We start from the raw sequence: 19,303 nt of genomic DNA on the forward strand, positions 1-19,303 counted from the left end.
GCCCCCCCTTGATCCCCCCCCTGTTACACCCACCCCCCGGCTCGCCACCAACCCCGCCCTCATCCCGGTTTCTCACCCCCCCCCCCCAAAACCCCCCCCGGAAAGAGTTCTTGGAGGCACCCCCGGCGCGGGCGCCCGACTGCCGTCGGCTTAGCGGTGGGCAGGCGGCTGAACGCCTCGCCGGCAGCGAGGGCTCTGCCCACGTCATGACGGGTGGCCGGGCGGCGGTTCTTCGGGCCCGGTGGCCTCCTGAGCCCGGCCGGGACGGTTTCGGTGCACCGGCCGGTGACCCGGTCCTCATGTCCGACGGACCTCTGCAGGCCTAAGGACGGCAGGTTGAAAGACAAGCTTAGGGGTTGTTCTTAGGGGTGGAGCTGTCCTTAGCATCGACCGACCGGATGCGGAGGGGGAGGATGTGAGTGCGTCCGCCGCATGGCTGGGGCAGACCGAGAGTTTCGGTGCGGCGGCCGAAGTACGCAGCGATCCTCGGGGAGTTCACGGAGGACGACGACAGCTCCGTGTGCGTCGCGGACGCCACGCCCCAACGGCTGCCTGACGCCGGTGGAGTTGGCCGCCACCCGTCTGACCGCCGGGTCCGTCCATTCGTCGGCCCCGGTCACCGGCGTCGGTGCCGGCCCGCCTCCGGCGTACGACCGTTTGCCGACTGTTCCCCCGCCGATCCGACCCTCCGCGTCCGGCAGACCTCTCTTCTCCGTTCACACCGACGAGACCGACTAGGCGGACCCGTGGAGATAGCGAACAGCGTGGTACTGATCACCGGCGGCGCCTCGGGCCTCGGCCTGGCGACGGCCCGCAGATTCGTCGCGGCGGGCTGCCGCGTGGTCATCGCCGACGTGCCTGCCTCAAAGGGCTTGGCCGTCGCCGGCGAGCTGGGTGAACGGGCGCGTTTCGCGCCGACCGATGTCACCCGCGAGGACGAGGTCGAAGCCGCCCTGGACGCTGCGGCCGAGCTGGGCCAGCTGCGGATCGTCGTCAACTGCGCGGGCGTCGTCAACAGCATCAAGACGACCGGCCGCAAGGGCCCCTTCCCGCTCGACGACTTTGAGTGCGTCGTCCGCGTCAACCTGATCGGCACGTTCAACGTCATCCGGCTCGCGGCGGCCCGTATGGTCGAGAGCGAAGAGACCGGCGGCGAGCGCGGTGTCATCATCACCACCGCGTCGGTTGCGGCCTTCGACGGCCAGGTCGGCCAGGCTGCCTACGCCGCCTCCAAGGGCGGTGTCGCCAGCATGACCCTGCCCGTCGCCCGCGACCTGGCCGCCCGGAAGGTTCGCGTCGCCTGCATCGCGCCGGGCATGTTCGACACGCCGATGGTCGCCGGGCTGCCTCCCGCCGCCCTGGAGTCGCTCCAGGCCCAGACTCAGCATCCCGCCAGGCTCGGCGATCCCGACGAGTACGCGGCGCTCGCCGAGCACATCGTGACGAACCACATGCTGAACGGCGAGGTCATCCGCCTGGACGGCGCCATGCGCATGGCGCCCCGCTAACGCAGGGAGAACCCGCAGTGCGCATCGGTATGCGACTCGAACACGCCGACGGCTTCGCCGAGTCCGTCGAGGAACTGCCCGACCTCGAACGCGCGGGCCTGGAGATCGTCTTCGTGCCCGAGCTCTACAGCTTCGACGCCGTCAGCCGCCTCGGCTACATCGCGGCCCGGACTGAACGTCTTGAGCTGGCCTCGGGCATCATGCAGATCTACTCCCGCACCCCCACCCTCACCGCCATGACCGCGGCCGGACTCGACGCCGTCTCCGGCGGCCGGTTCACCTTGGGGCTGGGCGTCTCCGGCCCACAGGTCATCGAAGGATTCCACGGCGTGCGCTACGACGCCCCGCTGGGCCGCATGCGCGAGGTCGTCGAGATCTGCCGCAAGGTCTGGCGCCGTGAGCTCCTCATCCACGACGGCAAGCACTACCAGATCCCCCTGCACGAGGAGGGCGGCACCGGGCTCGGCAAGCCGCTGAAGCTGCTCAACCGGCCGCCGCGCGACCGCGTGCCCATCATGATCGCCGCCACCGGGCCGAAGAACGTTGCGCTCACCGCCGAGCTGGCCGAGGTGTGGGAGCCGATCTTCTTCCACCCGGAGAAGGCGCAGGAGGTCTTCGGCGCGGCGCTCGACGCCGGGCTCGCCAAGCGCGACCCGGACCTCGGGCCGTTGCGCGTCTGCGTCGACGTCCCTGTTGCCTTCGCCGACGACGTGCCCGACGCGCTGGAGGCCGTCCGCGCCCGGCTGGCGTTCTACATCGGCGGCATGGGCGCGCGTGGCCGCAACTACTACAACGACCTGGCCCGGCGTTACGGCTACGAGGCCGAGGCCAAGCTGATCCAGGACCTGTACCTGGAGGGCCACCGGGCCGAGGCGGCTCAGCGTGTGCCCACGGAGCTGGCCGAGGCTGTGTGCCTGGTCGGTCCGCCCCAGCGGATCGCCGAGCGCATCGCGGCGTTCGCGGAGGCCGGCGTGGAGACTCTGTGCCTGAGTCCGGTGGGCAGGGCGGGCATCGACCGGGCCGGCCGGCTGCGCCTGGTGGAGCGGGTCACCGAGCTGGCCGGCTGACGAAGCGACGAAAGGGCCGGACCACCAGGTGGTCCTCTTCACCGAGGACCACGAGGACTACCCGCAGATCGTGCGGGAGTACTTGGCGCGCGAGGATCGTGCCCCACTACGAGCGGTGGGAGGAGAAGGGCCTGATCGACCGTGGCGCCTGACGGATGGCGGGCAATCAGGGGATCATCGCACGAGAGATGAAGGATCTTGGCCCTTCGGAGCCGCCCTGCGGGCCTTCCACCGTCACACGGTGTCGGCCTTGCTCCATCGCATCAGCACCTACCTGCCACGATGGATTTTGAACAGGTACAAGCGGCTGGAATCCTGGAAGAAGGCCCAGCGGGCGACAAGAGCCGTATGGCGGGGAGCTGTTCACATCCGGGTCTGTGGGAGCCCGATGGTCCGATTCCCTCGGGCTCCCCGCTCCTGTGAATCCCACCCGACAACTCCCGCTCCGTCGGCCGATCTTACCGAGCGGCGTGATCGGCCGGACAAGTCCTGACGATCAGCTACTGGCGCAGGACATCAAGCGGGCTCGATGGTGAGCTCCAGGCGGCTGATCCCACGGACGTTCCCGAAGTGGTGGACGGGCTCGCTGCCCGGCGTGATCTCATAGCGGGCGACCTTGCTGTGCCACACCTCCAGTGCTGTCTGGATGGTACGGCGGGCCAGGTGTGCGCCGATGCACCGGTGCGGTCCGGTTCCGAACGCGAGGTGCCGGTTGTTGGTCCGCGTGAGGTCGAATTCCTCCGGGCGGTCGAACACCTCCGGGTCGAGCCCGGACAGGCCCCAGGGGATCTGCACCATGTCGCCCTTGCGCAGTGTCTGCCCGTGCAACTCCGTGTCCTCCGCGATCACCGTGGCCGTGGTGGCCACGCCGAACAGCCGCAGGCCCTCCTCGGTCGCGGCCGCGGCGGCCTTGGGCGACGCGGCCACCTGCCGCTGGAGTTCGGGGTTGCGAGCCAAGTGGTGGAAGGTCAGGCTCAGGGCGGCGGTCGTGGTGTCGAACGCCGCGAACAAGTTGGTGAAGGCCGCGTTGATCATCTCGTCCCGGGTGATCTCACGCCCGTCGAGGGACGCCTCGAGCAGTCGGCTGAAGACATCCCGACGGCCCTTGTATCCCTCGGCTATGCGCAGGTCGAGCATCTCGCCGAGGAACTCCCACAGCGGGCGGGAGCCGGCGATGATCTCGTCCTGGTTCCCGGCCTTCGACCAATTGGCGCGCAGCCACCGCACGTAGTCCAGCACGCGGTCCAGGTGGCCACGTTCGATTCCGAAGCTGATGAGGAACGACTCGGCCGGCAGCCGCACGGCCACCTCGGAGATGAACTCGCAACTGCCGCGCGGGATCACCGGCTCGATGGCTTCGTCAGTGGCCTTGGTAAGTTCGGCGGAAAAGTGCCGGATCGCCGCCGGGTTGAACAAATCCGACAGTGCCCTGCGCCACGCGCGGTGTTCATCGCCGTTGAGCTGGATCGGAATAGCCTTCTGCGGCAGCGGGTCGTGCGGCGGAATGGAGAAATAGGTGTTGGAGAAGATCTCGGGCTGCTTGGCCACCGACACCATGTCGGCGTGGCGCGTGAGGATCCAGTAGCCGCCCAGTTCCTCCGAGCGGGCCAGCGGGGTGTGGTCGCGCATCTCCTGCCAGTAGGGCGTGGGGTCGTTCTGCAACCAGGGCTGGTAAAGGCTCCACTGGCGGATGCGCTCCTCCAGTGTGTCGGGTGCGCTCCCCTCCTGGCCCGCGTTCTCCGTCGCGGTGTCTGATTCTCCGGTCACTGCGGTGGCCTCCATGTATCGCGCGGGCACGCCAACGAGTCGTGTCCTCTTCGGGAGAATGATTGAAAAAGGCTTGCCCCTACTGTCAACCCCTGTTCGTTACTGGGTCGCGCGTTTTCTGGCTGGACGTCCGAAGGAATCACCAGCCGCCGTGCCGTTGGCTGTTGCCCGGTCGCTGCCATTCGATCGCCGGCACGACTTGGTGCGTCACGAGCCAACGGCGATACCCCGGCCGCCGTGTGGCGCCGGGGCCGCCCGCTTCCCCGTCAGGGGCGGGCTCCTGCGAGCCGAACCGGCAGCTCATCGACGGTTCGCATGACCATGCCCAAGGGGCGGGCCGGGTCCGCCTTGGCCAATTCGATGTCGAGACTCGTGAGGGCCTGCAGCGCGACCTGCGTGGTGAGCCTGGCGACCGGCGCTGCCACGCAGAAGTGGATGCCGTGGCCGAACCCGAGGTGGTTGACCGAGTTGTTGCGCGACAGGTCGAGGCGGTCGGGATCCTCGTACGCCGCTGGGTCCCGGTTGGCCGCGCCGAACAGCACTATCACCGGCTGGCCGGTCTCGAGCGGAACTCCGGCTACCTCGGTGGGCTCCAGCGCCGTGCGGAAGGTGCTCTGCAGCGGAGTGTCGTAGCGTGTCAACTCCTCGACCGCAGGCGCGATTTGGTCAGGGTGCTCGCGCAGCCAGGCGAGTTGGTCAGGGTGGCTCAGGAGCGTGAAGGCGCAGTTGGCGAACATGCCGGCGGTGGCGCCGGTCCCCGCGGACAGCAGCATCATTATCGAGATCGCCACCTCGCCCTCGTCGAGCATGTCGCCGTCCTGCTCAGCCATGACCAGCCGGCTGACCAGGTCATCGCCCGGGTCGACCCGGCGTTCGGCCGCCAATTCCATGCCGACTTGCATGAAGTCCGCACGCGCCTCGTCGCGGGCCTTGATCTGTTCGGGGGTGAGCAGGAAGGAGGGGTCGATGCCGGTGGCGCTGGCGCGGAAGAAACTCAGGAACCGCGCGTGGTACTTCTCCGGCACGTTCAGCAGCTCGCTGAGCATCGTGGGTGCAAGCGGGCTGATGACCGTCTTGTGGAGATCGACGATGCCATCGGCGTCACGCGCCGCCATCGCATCGTCGATCAGCTTGACCATGTACTCCGCGATTTTGGGCCGTAGCCGTGCCACCATGCGGGGCGTGAACGCCTTCGAGATCAGCCGCCGCAGCCGCGTGTGATCGGGCGGGTCCATGAACTGCAGAACCGGCCTGAGCGGCCCATCAGGATCGTTCGGGGCCTTGACCATCTGGTCGTGCATCATGGGGTTGTCACCCCAGCCGAACTTGGGGCTGGTCAGTACCTGGGAAGCGGCCTCGTGGCTGAGGACGCTGGTCAGGCCCAGGGGCGACACGTACGTCGAGCCGTGTTCCTCGCGGATCTTCTGATACGTCGGATACGGGTTGTGGTGAACGACCGGGTCCAACGGGTCGAAGGGCAGCAGTTGAGGTATCTGGCTGGGATCGAATACGGGCATTTCGCTCATGTTCAAATCCTCGTCATCTCGAATTCCCAGCAATTCACGCAGAATCTCTGGGCGAACCTCGTTAACGCTAGGCCGGGACATCCCCCTATAGTCAACCCCAGAAAATTTGACACCCTGGTCAGGCATGGCGTCGGTGTCGCCGAGGGGCGGCCGTGGAGGAGCTCCAGGCGGAAGCGGACCGGGGTCTTGGCCGAACTCGGTGTGCCCGAGGCGGTTTTGGTGCGCCGGGTGATCGCTCGGGTGGCCGGCCGAGGGCTGCCTTCCGCTCTGAGCTGAGTAAGGGGGTCCTGCGGAAATCTCTGGGGTTGGCATCAGGGGTTTGTCCGACTTAGCGTGCCGCGAACAGGCTGAGTTGGAAGGAAGAACCGGTGAACGCAGCCCCGACTTTTCTCACGATCCTCGAATCCGGGCGGCTCCGCCGGGATGTGATGCGGCCATTTCCCGAACAGGCGGAGCTGGACCGGAAGACCGGTGACGAACTCACGGCAGAGCTCGCGGCCTTCGTCGGTGACCGGGTGGATCCGGAGGAGATCGACCGGACGGCGGAGCTGCCTGAAGGTCTCCTCGCCGACCTGCGCGACCACGGCTACTTCCGGCTGGTCAACGACACCGGGCTGGGCGGCCGTGCTCTGTCGGCGTTCAACACCTTCCGCGCGGTGGAGCGCGTCGCGGCGGACTCCACCGCTGTGGGTCAGGTGCTGGCCATCCAGAACGCCGTTGGCGCCCCCGCGCTGCTGGCCGCGCTCCCCGAGGGCCCGCTGCGCGAGATGGTCGCGAGCCGCGTCGCCGCCGGCACCGTCTCGGCGTTTGCCGGCACCGAGCCGCAGGGCGCCAACAACGCCTGGCCGGGTCTGACCGCCACGCCCACCGAGGACGGCTCGGCGTACCTCCTCAACGGCGAGAAGGTGTTCATCGGGAACGGCAACGTGGCCGATCTGGTCGCGATCCTGGCCACGGTGGTGGAGGGAGGCAGTCGCCGTATGGCGGTGTGCTTCTTCGACGCGGACACTCCCGGCTTTTCCGTCACCGCGCGGCTGCGGTTCATGGGCAGCAAGGGCCTGCCGAACGCCGGGCTGCGCTGTGAGGCAGTGCGCGTGCCCCGGGAGCATGTGCTGCTCGGCGACCCTGACGTGGCCGGCTTCCCGCCGCCGGTCGGGGCGATCGCGCTGCAGAGCGCCCTGTTCTTCAACGCCGCCCCCTCCATGGCGATAGCCCGCCGCTGTCTGGCGGCGTCGGTGGAGTTCGTGGCGCGCCGCAGCATCAACGGCCGGGCACTGGGTGACTACGACCTGATCCAGCGGTTGGTGTCTCAGACAGCGGCGGACGTGTACGCGATGGACAGCGTGCTGCGCTGGTGCCTGCTGGACGCCGGGCTGGCGGACCGGTGGTTCGAGCGGGTCGTGACCAAGAACCTCGCCACCGTGACCGCGTGGCGGATCGCCGACCGTACCGTGTCACTGCTGGGCGGAGAGGGATTCGAGACAGCGGACAGCAAGCGCGAGCGGGGCGCGGCGCCGCTGCCCGTGGAGCGTCTGCTGCGGGATGCCCGAGGGCCGCGGATCTCGGGCAACATCGACTTCCTGCTCGACATGCAGGCGGCCCAGCGGCTGCTGGCGCATCTGGCCGCCCGCCCCGGGAGCGCCGCCGAGGAGCCCGCCGACACCTCTGCCGCCGCCGGCGCCAGTCTTTCCCCCGCCAACCGCCGCCACTGGGACGCGGCGGCCCAGGGCATACGCCGCCTGCACCGGGCCCTCACCACCCTCGCCGCGCGCCACTCCAGTCCCGAGGAGCTGTTCGCCCGGCAGGAGACGCTGCGGGTGCTGGGCCGGATCTCCGCCGAGCTGTTCGCCATGTGCGCCGTGCTGGCCCGGACGGAGGGCTTCACCGACGGGGAGGCCGGCTCCCGCCAGGAGTTGGCGGACGTCTTCTGTGCTGGGGCCCGCCACCGCGTCGCCGGGCTGTGGCGCCGCCTGGCTGCCACGGACGCCCAGGAACCCGACCACGCGAAGGTCAGCCGCGCCCTGCTCGGCGGCTCCGGCCTGGCTTCCCTCACCCGGCCCTGAAACCACAACCCCCAGCCACAACTCCAAGGGAGATCGCCTCCGATGTCCGACAGTGCCATCGACCTGCTACCGCCCGTTCTGAACGGATTCGACCTGACCGACCATGCCAGGTTCGCCACGATCGACGGGGGCTTCCCCTACGAGCTCTTCTCCCGGCTGCGCCGTGAGGCTCCCGTGCTCTTCCATCCCCCCGGCCAGACCGCTGACCAGGAGGGCTTCTGGGTGGTCAGCCGCCACGCCGACATCGCTGCCGTGGCCAACGACCCGCAGACCTTCTCCGCTCGGGGCGGCGGCGGCCGTTCCGGGGGCGGCTCCGCGCTGGACGACATCCCCGACGGCGACCGGGCCGGCGCGATGGTCGCGATGCAGGACAACCCGCGCCACCACCTGCTGAAGAAGCTGATGGCCCCGGCCGTGACCAACAGGGTCGCCAGCGTGCTGGAGGCGGACCTGCGGGCCAACGCGACCCGGCTGGTGGACCAGGCCCTGGCGCACGGGGGCGCCTGCGACCTCGCCAACGACGTCACCGAGCCCTACGCCTACCGCAGTATGGCCGTGCTGCTCGGCGTGCCCGACGAGGACCAGGCGAAGGTCGCCGACTGGGCCCACCGTTCCGTCGGCTTCATCGACCGCCGTACGGGCCTGCCGACCGAGAACTCCAAAGAGACGATACTTGCCACCCAGCAGTACGTGCGCGAGCTGATCCAGCGCAAGCAGGCCGCCCCCGAGGAGGACCTGGCCTCGGTGCTGGCGGTCGGCGAACTGCCCGAGGAGGCGGGGGCCGAGGGCGAGCCTCCGCTGACCGGCCACGAGCGGTTCGCCAACATCCTGCTGCTGCTCCTCACCGGCGCCGAGCAGCCACGGAACACCCTCGCCCGGGGCCTGCTGACGCTGGCCCAGCACCCCGAGCAGTGGCGGGCGCTGCGCGAGGACCGCGGCTTGATGTCGGGCGCCGTCGAGGAGCTGCTGCGCTTCGCCCCGCCCAACCAGTACAACCGGCGTACCGCCACCGTCGACACGCACATCGGCGACACCAAGATCCGTGCGGGCGAGAAGGTCTCGCTGTGGTGGCCCTCGGCCAACCGCGACGAGGAAGTCTTCGACGACCCCTCGCGCTTCGACATCCGCCGGACCAGCAACCCGCACATGTCGTTCGGTCACGGCAACCACTACTGCCTGGGCAGCGATGTGGCCCGGCTCCAGGTCCGGCTGCTGCTGGAGGAACTGCTGGAGAAGGTGGCGGAGATCCGCCTGGCCGGAGAGACCACCTACCAGCCCTGGAACAAGCACACCATCGTTATCGAAATGCCCGTCCAGCTGATACCCGCGGGCGTCTGAAAACTTTTCCGTAATTGAATCCTCCGCAACCTCTCATCCCCCTCGTAGGGGAATGAGAGGTTGCCTTCGTAGGGGGCAAACGAGGGGGTTCCCTTCGTAGGGGGAAAATGAGGGGTTCCCTTCCGAAGATTCACGTTCTTACAGTTCTGCCAGCACTCGAAAGAATCTGCGAAACGCTCAAGAACCGGAAGACCGAGATCCGGAAACGAAAAGGAAACAGCATGGATTCGCTGGCCGAGGCCGTGGTCGCGGGCGCAGCCCCCGAGCGGCTCGAACAGGAGCCGCTGCCCGCTCACTACACCGCCGCCCACACCCGGGCCGAGGAAGCGGACATCTTCGGCGACGCCCAGGACCGTGACGTCCGCAAGTCGCTGCACGTCGGCGCCGTGCCCATGCCGAGCCTGGCGCCCGACGAGGTGCTGGTGGCGGTCATGGCCAGCTCCATCAACTTCAACACCGTCTGGTCGGCCACCTTCCAGCCGGTCTCGACCTTCGACTTCCTCAAGCGGTACGCGCGGCAGGGCGGCCACGCCGCCCGCCACGACCTGCCGTACCACGTCCTCGGCTCCGACGCGGCCGGCGTCATCGTCCGCGTCGGCGAGGGCGTGCGCCGCTGGCGCACCGGCGACCACGTGGTCGCCTCCTGCACCCACGTGGACGACCAGGAGCCCGCCACGCACTCCGACGGCATGCTCGGCGCCGAGCAGCGCATCTGGGGCTACGAGACGAACTTCGGCGGCCTGGCCCACTACACCGTGGTCCGCGCCAGCCAGCTGCTCCCCAAGGCGCCCCACCTCACCTGGGAGGAGGCGGCGAGCATGCCGCTGTGCGCCGGCACCTCCTACCGGATGCTCGTCGGCGAGCACGGCGCCCGCATGAAGCAGGGCGACATCGTCCTCATCTGGGGCGCCACCGGCGGCCTGGGAGCGTACGCCGTGCAGCTGGTGAAGAACAGCGGCGGCATCCCCGTCGGCGTCGTCTCCTCCGACGCCAAGGCAGAGCTGCTGCGGCGCCTTGGCTGCGAGGTGGTGATCAACCGCGCCGAGATCGGCATGGGAGGCGACGGCGCCCCCAGCCCCGAGCAGACGATCGAGCTCGGCAAGCGCCTCGGCCGCGCCATCCGCCGTGAGCTGGGCGAGGACCCGCACATCGTCTTCGACTTCACCGGCCAGGCCACGTTCGGCAGCTCCGTCTTCGTGGTCCGCCGCGGCGGCACCGTCGTCACCTGCGGCTCCAGCACCGGCTACCAGCACTCCTACGACAACCGCTACCTGTGGATGAACCTCAAGCGGATCATCGGCAGCCACTCCGCCAACTTCCAGGAGGCGTCGGAGTGCAACCGCCTGGCGAGCCTGGGCCGACTGCAGCCGGTGCTGTCGGCCGTTCACCCGCTGGACGACGTCGCCGAGGCCACCCGGCAGGTGCAGCTCAACCGGCACGTCGGCAAGGTCGGCGTGCTGTGCCTGGCGCCGGAGCCGGGCCTGGGCGTCACCGACGCCGCACGCCGCGCCCGCATCGGCGAGGACCGCATCAACCCGATGCGTCAGCCCGCGGCAGCCACCGCGTAATCCCGCCCGCCGCCCTTCCGCCCTCCTCATGAAAGGCGTACTCGACGGTGCCCGAATCCTCCGCCGGAATACTCGCCACCGGTTCCTATCTGCCCAAGGAAGAAGTGGGCAACGCCGAGCTGGCCGAGCGGGCCGGCACCACACCCGAGTGGATCGAGCGCAAGACGCAGATCCTCACCCGGCGTTACGCCGCCCCTGACGAGGCCGCCTCCGACCTCGCTGCCAAGGCCGCCGAGAACGCCCTCGACCAGGCCGGGATGGCCGCCGACGAGATCGACTACATCATCGTCTCCACCTCCACCGGCGACTCCCCCTCACCGCCCACCGCCAATCTCGTCCAAGACCGCCTGGGCGCCTACAACGCCGCCTGCTTCGATCTCAACGTCGTGTGCGCCGGCTTCGTCTACGGTCTGGCCCTGGCCCGCAGCCTCGTGGCCCTCTACCCCGACGCGAGGGTGCTGGTGCTGGCCACCGAGGTCTACTCCCGCATCCTGGACTTCTCCGACCGCCGTACCTCCGTCCTCTTCGCCGACGGCGCCGCCGCCGCCATCGTCGGCCAGGTCGCCCGCCCCTACGGCTTCATCGACGTCGAGCTCGCCAGCCGCGGCGAGGGACATCACCTCATCGGCGTCGCGGCGGGCGGCAGCCGCAAGCCGTCCTCCCACGCGACCGTCGAGGCGAGCGAGCACTTCTTCCGCATGGAGGGCCGCACCGTCAGCGACTTCGTGATGGAGCAGGTACCGCTCAACCTGGAGCGCCTGGCCGACCGCACCGGCGTTGCCCTCGACGCCGTCGACCACTTCATCCCGCACCAGGGCAACGGCGTGCTGCTGGGAAGGCTCGCGGAGAAGCTGGGCCTGGAGCATGCCCGTACCCACGTCACCGTCGACCGGTACGGCAACGTCGGCAGCGCCTCCATCCCCGTCACCCTCGACGACGCCAACCGGGCCGGCCACCTCAAGGACGGAGACCTGGTGCTGATCTCCGGCTTCGGCGGCGGCCTGTCCCTCGGCTCCTGCCTGCTGCGCTGGGCGGTGGCGCCGTGACTGACGCCCTGTCCGAGGCGGTCCTGGCGGGCGCGCCGGGGGACACCCTCGAACGCCTGCCGCTGCCCACCCACTACACCGCCGCCCACACTCGCATCGAGGACGTCGGCACCTTCGAAGGTCTGTCGCCCACTGATGACAAGGACGTCCGCAAGACCATCCACGTCGGGCCTGTGCCCATGCCGAGCCTCGCGCCCGACGAGGTGCTGATCGCGGTGATGGCCAGCTCCATCAACTACAACGCCGTCTGGTCGGCCACCTTCCACCCGCTGCCCACCTTCGACTTCCTCAAGCGGTACGCGCGGCAGGGCGGCCACGCCACCCGCCACGACCTGCCCTACCACCAGCTGGGCTCCGACGCGGCCGGCGTCATCGTCCGCGTCGGCGAGGGGGTACGCCGCTGGCGCTCCGGCGACCAGGTCGTCGTCTCCGCGGTGCAGGTGGACGACCAGGAGCCCGCCACGCACTCCGACGGCATGCTCGGCGCCGGGCAGTGGGCCTGGGGCTACGAGACGAACTTCGGCGGCCTGGCGCACTACTGCGTGGTGCGCGCCAGTCAGCTGCTGCCCAAGGCCGCCCACCTCACCTGGGAGGAGGCCGCCTGTCTCACCCAGTGCGCCGGCACCTCCTACCGGATGCTCGTCGGTGAACACGGCGCCCGCATGAAGCAGGGCGACATCGTCCTCATCTGGGGCGCCACCGGCGGCCTCGGCGTCTTCGCCACCCAGCTGGTGAAGAACGGCGGCGGCATCCCCGTCGGCGTCGTCTCCTCCGACGCCAAGGCCCGCATCGCCCGCCGCCTCGGCTGCGAGGTGGTGATCAACCGCTCGGAGATCGGCATGGCGGGCAACGAAGCCCCCAGCCCCGAGCGCACCATCGAGCTCGGCAAGCGCCTGGGCCGCATCATCCGCCGCGAGTTGGGCGAGGACCCGCACATCGTCTTCGACAACAACGGCCAGGCCACGTTCGGCGTCTCCGTCTTCGTCGTCCGCCGCGGCGGCACCGTCGTCACCTGCGGCTCCAGCACCGGCTACCAGCACTCCTACGACAACCGCTACCTGTGGATGAACCTCAAGCGGATCATCGGCAGCCACGCGGCCAACCTCCAGGAGCACTCGGAGTGCAACCGCCTGGCGGACATCGGTGCCATCCTGCCGGTCACCTCCGCCGTCCATCCGCTGGACGAGCTGGCTGACGCCACACGGCAGGTGCAGCTCAACAGCCATTGGGGCAAGGTCGGCGTCCTGTGTCTGGCGACCGAACCCGGCCTCGGTGTCACCGACCCCGAACGCCGTGCCCGCATAGGCGAAGAGAACTTCTCCTTCAACTGACCCGAAAGGTGTGCCAGACGGTGGCCGAACACGCCCCACTTGCTGACAGCCCGGTCGGCATCCTCGCGACCGGCTTGTACGTGCCCAAGGACGAGGCCGGCAACGACGAGGTCGCCGCACGCGCCGCCACCACCCCCGAGTGGATCGAGCGCAAGACGCAGATCCTCACCCGGCGATGGGCCGCGCCCGACGAGGCGGCCTCCGACCTCGCCGCCAGGGCCGCCGAGGACGCCCTCGACCGGGCCGGGATCGGCGCCGACCGCATCGACTACATCATCGTCTCCACCGGCACCGGCGACTCGCCGCAGCCGCCCACCGCCTGCCTGGTGCAGAACGCCATCGGCGCGCGCAACGCCGCCGGCTTCGACATCTCCGTCGCCTGCAGCGGCTTCGTCTACGGCCTGGAGCTGGCCCGCGGCCTGCTGCGGTCCCGCCCCGGCAACCTCGCCCTGGTCATCTCGACGGAGGTCTACTCCCGCTTCGCCGACTTCACCGACCGCCGCACCTCGGTGCTGCTGGGCGACGGCGCGGCCGCCGCCGTGGTCGGCGAGGTGTCCGACGGCTACGGCATGCTGGCGTTCGACCTCTCCAGCCGGGGCGACGCCGCCCACCTGCTGCGGATCGATGCCGGCGGCAGCCGCCTGCCTGCCTCCCACCAAACGGTCGACGACGGCGCCCACTTCGTGCGTATGGACGGCCGGGCCGTGCGGGACTTCGTCATGGAGAACGTACCGCCGGTGGTGGAGCGCCTCGCCGGGCGGGCCGGTGTCGCTCTCGCGGACGTCGACCACTTCGTGCCGCACCAGCCCAACGGCGTGCTGCTGCAACAGCTCTCCCAAGCCACCGGCCTGACCCGGGCGCGCACGCACCGCACGGTCGAGCGGTACGCCAACGTCGGCAGCGCCTCGGTGCCGCTGACGCTCGCCGACGCCGACCAGGCCGGGCACCTGAAGGACGGCGACCTGGTGATGCTCATGGGCTTCGGCGGCGGCATGTCCGTCGGCGGCTGCGTGCTGCGCTGGACCAGCGCCCCGACCGGCACAGAGACGAGTGATGCCGCGTGAACGCGAACGCCCCTCTGGCCATGGAGGCCACCGGCATCGAGCGCGTCGGCGTCATCGGCTGCGGCCTGATGGGCTCGGGCATCGCCGAGGTGTGCGCCCTCGCCGACCGTCAGGTCACCGTCGTCGTCTCCCGCCCCGCCTCCGCCGACGCCGGCCGCGGCCGCATCCGCCAGTCCCTCGAACGCGCCCTGGGCAAGGGCCGCATCACCGAGGAGCAGCGCGACGCCGCCCTGGACCGCATCTCCTTCACCACCGAGCTGACCGACCTGGCCGACCGCCAGTTCGTCATCGAAAGCATCCGGGAACACGAGCCCACCAAACGGGACCTCTTCATCGCGCTGGACTCCATCGTGACCACCCCGGACGCCATCCTGGCGACCAACACCTCCTCCATCCCCATCACCCGTCTGGGCCGCGCCACCAGCAGGCCCAGCCACGTCATCGGCACGCACTTCTTCAGCCCGGTGCCCGCCATGCCGCTGGTCGAGCTGATCAGCTCGCTCGCCACCGACGAGAAGGTCTACGAGCGGACGCGGGCCTTCGCCGAGGTCGTCCTCGGCAAGCAGGTGATCCGCTCCTCCGACCGCAGCGGCTTTGTCGTCAACGCGCTGATCATCCCCTACCTGCTCTCCGCGGTCCGCATGGTGGAATCCGGCTTCGCCACGCCGGAAACCATCGACAGGGGCTTGGTGCTGGGCTGCTCCCACCCCTACGGTCCGCTGCGCCTGACGGACCTGGTGGGCCTGGACACGGTCGCCGACGTCGCCGCCGCGCTCTACGAGGAATTCAAGGAGCCCTTGTACGCCCCTCCCCCGCTGCTGCTGCGCATGGTCGAGAGCGGGTTCCACGGCAAGAAGGCCGGCCGCGGCTTCTACGAATACGTGTGACGAGAGGAAGAGGACTTCTGGTGCACGCGAACCCCGCGATGCAGGAGAACGCCACCACCCCCAACGCCATCGCGATCATCGGGATGTCCTGCCGGTTTCCCGGGGCGGCGGACCCGGGGGGATTCTGGCAGCTGCTGAGCGGCGGCGGCGAGGCGGTGACGGGACCGCCCGCCGGGCGCCCCGGACTCGCCGCCGCCGGCGAGGAGATCAGAGGCGGCTTCCTGCCCGGCGTCGACGCCTTCGACCCGCGGTTCTTCGGCATCTCGCCCCGCGAGGCGAAGTCGATCGACCCGCAGCAGCGGCTCACGCTGGAGCTGGCGTGGGAAGCTCTGGAAGACGCCGGGATCGTCCCGGAGCAGCGGCGTTCCACCGCGACCGGTGTCTTCGTCGGCGCCGTCTGGGACGACTACGCCAAGCTGGCCCACGCGTACGGCGCCAGCGCACTCACGCACACCACCATGACCGGAGTCAGCCGCGGCATCATCGCCAACCGGGTCTCCTACACCCTGGGCCTGACCGGCCCCAGCATGGTGGTCGACACCGCCCAGTCCTCCTCCCTTGTCGCCGTGCACCTGGCCTGCCAGAGCCTGCTGAGCGGCGAGTCCGAGCTGGCGCTGGCGGGTGGCGCCAGCCTCACCCTCGCTCCCGAGGGCTTCGCCGTCGCCGAGCGGTTCGGCGCGCTGTCGCCCGAGGGCCGCACCTACACCTTCGACGCCCGCGCGAACGGGTTCGTGCGCGGCGAGGGCGGCGGCATGGTGGTGCTGAAGCCGCTCGCCCGCGCCCTGGCCGACGGCGACCGTGTGGACGGCGTCATCCTCGGCGGCGCCGTCAACAATGACGGCGGCGGCGACAGCCTCACCGCCCCGCGCGGTGAAGCCCAGCGGGAGGTGCTGCGCCGCGCCTACGAGCGGGCAGGGGCCGACCCGGGCGCCGTTCACTTCGTCGAGCTGCACGGCACCGGCACCCGCGTCGGCGACCCCGTGGAGGCCGAAGCCCTCGGCGCGGTCCTCGGCACGGCGCGGCCCGCCGACGTCAAGCCGCTGCTCGTCGGCTCCGTCAAGACCAACATCGGCCACTTGGAGGGCGCGGCGGGCATCGCCGGACTGATCAAGGCAACGCTGTGCCTGCGGGAGCGTGCCCTCGCGCCCAGCCTCAACTACCGCTCCCCCCACCCCGCCATCCCGCTGGAGGAGCTGCGGCTGCGCGTCAACGACACACTCACCCCGCTGGAGGGCCAACCGCTGGCGGGCGTCAGCTCATTCGGCATGGGCGGCACCAACTGCCACCTCGTGCTCGCCGCCGTGCCCGAGCCGGCGCACGAGCCCGCGCCGCTCACCAGGCCCATGCCCGTCCTGCTGTCCGCCCAGAGCGAGGCCGCGCTGCGCGACCAGGCCGAGCGGCTCTTGGCCCACCTGAGGGCCAACCCCGGCCTGCCGCTGCCGGAGGTGGCGCGTGCCCTGGCCACCACCCGCACCCACTTCCGGCACCGCGCCGCGTTCCTCACCGAGGGCGGGGACCAGGACACCGCCCTCGGCACGCTGGCTGCCCTGGCCGAAGGCCGCCCCGCCCCCCGCGTCACGTTCGGCACGGCCACCCCGCCTCACGACGCGGGCGGGCTGGCGTTCCTCTTCTCGGGCCAGGGCAGCCAGCGCGCCGGCATGGGCCAGGAGCTGTACGGGGCGTTCCCGGCGTTCGCCTCCGCCCTCGACGCCGTCTGCGCGCGGTTCGACCCCGAACTCGGCCGCTCGCTGCGCGAGGTGATGTTCGCCGCGGAGGGCTCGCGGCTCGCCGGGCTGATCGACCAGACCCGCTGCACCCAGACCGCGCTCTTCGCCTTCGAGGTCGCGCTGTTCCGACTCCTCGAAGAGTGGGGCCTGGCACCCGACCTGCTCATCGGCCACTCCATAGGCGAGATCGCCGCCGCCCACGTCGCCGGGGTCCTCTCGCTGGACGACGCCTGCACCCTGGTCTCGGCGCGCGGCCGCCTGATGCAGGAACTGCCCGGCGGTGGCGCCATGGTGGCGGCTCAGGCGTCCGAGGCCGAACTACGGCCCACCCTGGGTGACGGCGTCACTCTTGCCGCCGTCAACGGGCCCGACTCCTGCGTCGTCTCCGGTGACGAGGCGGCGGTGCTGGCGGTGGAGGAGGAATGGCGAGGCCGGGGCCGCAAGACGCGCCGGCTGACGGTCAGCCACGCGTTCCACTCCCCGCACATGGACGGCATGCTGACGGAGTTCCGCCGCGTCGCGGAGGGCCTGTCCTACCTGCCGCCGCGCACCCCTCTGGTGTCGAACCTCACCGGCGTCCTGCTGGGCGCGGACGAGGTCAACGCCGACTACTGGGTGGGGCACGTGCGGGAGAGCGTCCGCTTCCTGGACGGCGTGCGCAGCCTGGAGGAGCAGGGCGCGAGCCGCTACCTGGAGATCGGCCCGGACGCGGCGCTGACCCCCATGGCCCGCGACAGCCTGACAGGGCGGAGCGACACCAAGCCGGTGCTGGCAGCCGCCCAACGCCGCACCCGCCCCGAGGTCCAGGCCCTGTTCGCCGCCCTGACCCGCCTGCACGCGGACGGCACCGCCTTCGACTGGTCGGGCCCCCTGGGCCGCGCCACCGGCCGCACCCCGCTGCCGACGTACGCCTTCCAGCGCAAGCGCTACTGGCTGCAAGAGCAAGGCCCTCGGCCCGATGGTCCGGAAGTCGAGGCGGAGCCGCAGCCCCTGCCGGAGGCGGAGGCCGCGCTCGCGTCGCCCGACGGGACGGTGCTCACGCCGTCGCCCGAGGCGGCACGCGGGCCGCGGGCCGAGGCCGGGCCGCCGGCGCGGGACGTCGTCCTCGCCGAGCTCGTGCTCGGCGAGGTCGCGGCCGTGCTGGAGGCCGACTCGGTTGAGGAGATCGACTCCCGGCGTTCGTTCAAGGACCTCGGGTTCGACTCGATGACCGGGGTCGAGCTGCGCGAGCGGCTGAGCGAGGCGTTGGGCAGGCCGCTGCCGACGACCCTTGTCTTCGACCACCCCACCCCTGAGGCAGTCATCGACTTCCTGCGCGGCGGGCGCGCCGCCCCGGCCCCGGCCAGCGCCCCCGCCCGGCCGACGGCCGACGCGGACGAGCCGATCGCCATCGTCGCCATGGGGTGCCGCTACCCGGGCGGAGTGCGCTCCCCCGAGGACCTGTGGCAGGTCCTCGCCGAAGGCCGCGACGTCATCGGCCCGTTCCCCACCGACCGTGGCTGGGACCTGGACGGGCTGTACGACCCGGAGGGCCGGCAGCCCGGCAAGCACTACGTCCGCGAGGGCGGCTTCCTCCACGACGTCTCCGCCTTCGACGCCGACTTCTTCGGGATCTCGCCCCGCGAGGCCCTCGCGATGGACCCGCAGCAGCGGCTGCTGCTGGAGACCTCCTGGGAGACGATCGAGCGCGCCGGCATCGACCCGACCACGCTGCGCTCCACCCCCACCGGCGTCTACGTCGGCACCACCTTCCAGGACTACGGGCCGCGCCTGCACGAGGGAACACAGACCACCGAGGGCTACCTCATGACCGGCTCCACCCCCAGCGTCGCCTCGGGCCGCATCGCGTACGCCCTGGGCCTCGAAGGCCCGGCGATGACGGTGGACACCGCGTGTTCGGCCTCGCTGGTGGCGCTGCACCTGGCCTGCCAGGGGCTGCGGCAGGGCGAGTGCACCCTGGCCGTGGCCGGCGGCGTGACCGCCATGTCCACCCCCGGCATCTTCGTCGAACTCACCCGCCAGCGCGCCCTGTCGGCCGACGGCCGCTGCCGCTCCTTCGCCGCCGACGCCCACGGCACCGGCTGGTCGGAGGGTGCGGGGATGCTGCTGCTGGAGCGGCTGTCGGACGCCCGCCGCAACGGCCACCCGGTGCTCGCCGTCGTCCGGGGCTCGGCGGTCAACCAGGACGGCGCGAGCAACGGACTGACCGCCCCCAACGGCCCGGCTCAGCAGCGCGTCATCCGCGCCGCCCTGGCCAACGCCCGCCTGGAGCCGGGAGAGATAGACGCCGTGGACGCCCACGGCACCGGCACCGAGCTGGGCGACCCGATCGAGGCGGGGGCCCTGCTCGCCACCTACGGCCAGAACCGGCCCGCCGAACGGCCCCTGTGGCTGGGCTCCGTCAAGTCCAA

General features: G+C 70.6%; 12 protein-coding genes. 10 read left to right on the forward strand and 2 right to left on the reverse strand.

Features of this window, described 5'->3' with window-relative positions:
* The first annotated feature begins 746 nt into the window (after positions 1-746).
* Both ACFWR9_RS29920 and ACFWR9_RS29925 read left to right on the forward strand, forming a co-directional pair.
* Positions 747-1,508, forward strand: coding sequence for an SDR family NAD(P)-dependent oxidoreductase (locus ACFWR9_RS29920; RefSeq protein ID WP_383847280.1), 762 nt, complete (start codon positions 747-749; stop codon positions 1,506-1,508).
* 17 nt (positions 1,509-1,525) lie between these two features.
* The gene (locus ACFWR9_RS29925; protein ID WP_383847282.1) at positions 1,526-2,575 is read left to right on the forward strand and encodes an LLM class F420-dependent oxidoreductase; all 1,050 of its coding nucleotides are present in this window, start codon (positions 1,526-1,528) and stop codon (positions 2,573-2,575) included.
* A gap of 516 nt (positions 2,576-3,091) precedes the next feature.
* Here ACFWR9_RS29925 and ACFWR9_RS29930 read toward each other — a convergent pair.
* Both ACFWR9_RS29930 and ACFWR9_RS29935 read right to left on the reverse strand, forming a co-directional pair.
* The gene (locus ACFWR9_RS29930) at positions 3,092-4,342 is read right to left on the reverse strand and encodes a cytochrome P450 (protein WP_383847284.1); all 1,251 of its coding nucleotides are present in this window, start codon (positions 4,340-4,342) and stop codon (positions 3,092-3,094) included.
* A gap of 266 nt (positions 4,343-4,608) precedes the next feature.
* Positions 4,609-5,868 (reverse strand): cytochrome P450, encoded by a 1,260-nt coding sequence (locus ACFWR9_RS29935; protein ID WP_383847286.1) that lies wholly within the window; start codon positions 5,866-5,868, stop codon positions 4,609-4,611.
* Positions 5,869-6,236: 368 nt separating this feature from the next.
* On the opposite strand from ACFWR9_RS29935, the gene ACFWR9_RS29940 reads away from it, so the two are divergent.
* The 8 genes from ACFWR9_RS29940 to ACFWR9_RS29975 form a co-directional block, all read left to right on the forward strand.
* Positions 6,237-7,931 carry an acyl-CoA dehydrogenase family protein gene (locus ACFWR9_RS29940; RefSeq protein WP_383847288.1) on the forward strand — a complete coding sequence of 565 codons (1,695 nt, stop codon included), beginning with the start codon at positions 6,237-6,239 and terminating at the stop codon, positions 7,929-7,931.
* Between the two features lie 42 nt (positions 7,932-7,973).
* On the forward strand, positions 7,974-9,269 hold the full coding sequence (locus ACFWR9_RS29945; protein WP_383847290.1) for a cytochrome P450: 1,296 nt from the start codon (positions 7,974-7,976) through the stop codon (positions 9,267-9,269).
* 221 nt (positions 9,270-9,490) lie between these two features.
* On the forward strand, positions 9,491-10,837 hold the full coding sequence (ccrA, locus tag ACFWR9_RS29950; protein WP_383847292.1) for a crotonyl-CoA carboxylase/reductase: 1,347 nt from the start codon (positions 9,491-9,493) through the stop codon (positions 10,835-10,837).
* Positions 10,838-10,884: 47 nt separating this feature from the next.
* Positions 10,885-11,883, forward strand: a complete 999-nt coding sequence (locus ACFWR9_RS29955) for a 3-oxoacyl-ACP synthase III family protein (RefSeq protein ID WP_383847293.1) — start codon at positions 10,885-10,887, stop codon at positions 11,881-11,883.
* Positions 11,880-13,214 (forward strand): crotonyl-CoA carboxylase/reductase, encoded by a 1,335-nt coding sequence (gene ccrA, locus ACFWR9_RS29960; protein ID WP_383847295.1) that lies wholly within the window; start codon positions 11,880-11,882, stop codon positions 13,212-13,214. Before ACFWR9_RS29955 ends, ccrA (ACFWR9_RS29960) begins: the two co-directional genes overlap by 4 nt.
* Positions 13,215-13,234: 20 nt before the next feature.
* The gene (locus ACFWR9_RS29965) at positions 13,235-14,278 is read left to right on the forward strand and encodes a 3-oxoacyl-ACP synthase III family protein (protein ID WP_383847297.1); all 1,044 of its coding nucleotides are present in this window, start codon (positions 13,235-13,237) and stop codon (positions 14,276-14,278) included.
* A gap of 20 nt (positions 14,279-14,298) precedes the next feature.
* Positions 14,299-15,165, forward strand: a complete 867-nt coding sequence (locus ACFWR9_RS29970) for a 3-hydroxybutyryl-CoA dehydrogenase (RefSeq protein WP_383847301.1) — start codon at positions 14,299-14,301, stop codon at positions 15,163-15,165.
* Between the two features lie 38 nt (positions 15,166-15,203).
* Positions 15,204-19,303, forward strand: a 4,100-nt coding sequence (locus ACFWR9_RS29975; RefSeq protein WP_383847303.1) for a type I polyketide synthase, incomplete at its 3' end; no start/stop codon positions are given.

The sequence above is a fragment of the Streptomyces sp. NPDC058534 genome (assembly GCF_042717365.1).
Lineage (GTDB): Bacteria > Actinomycetota > Actinomycetes > Streptomycetales > Streptomycetaceae > Streptomyces.

Coding starts and splice junctions, on each gene's coding strand:
- ACFWR9_RS29945 (WP_383847290.1), top strand. CDS start 7,974: ATGTCCGACAGTGCCATCGACCTGCTACCGCCCGTTCTGAACGGATTC.
- ACFWR9_RS29970 (WP_383847301.1), top strand. CDS start 14,299: ATGGAGGCCACCGGCATCGAGCGCGTCGGCGTCATCGGCTGCGGCCTG.
- ccrA (WP_383847292.1), top strand. CDS start 9,491: ATGGATTCGCTGGCCGAGGCCGTGGTCGCGGGCGCAGCCCCCGAGCGG.
- ACFWR9_RS29935 (WP_383847286.1), bottom strand. CDS start 5,868: ATGAGCGAAATGCCCGTATTCGATCCCAGCCAGATACCTCAACTGCTG.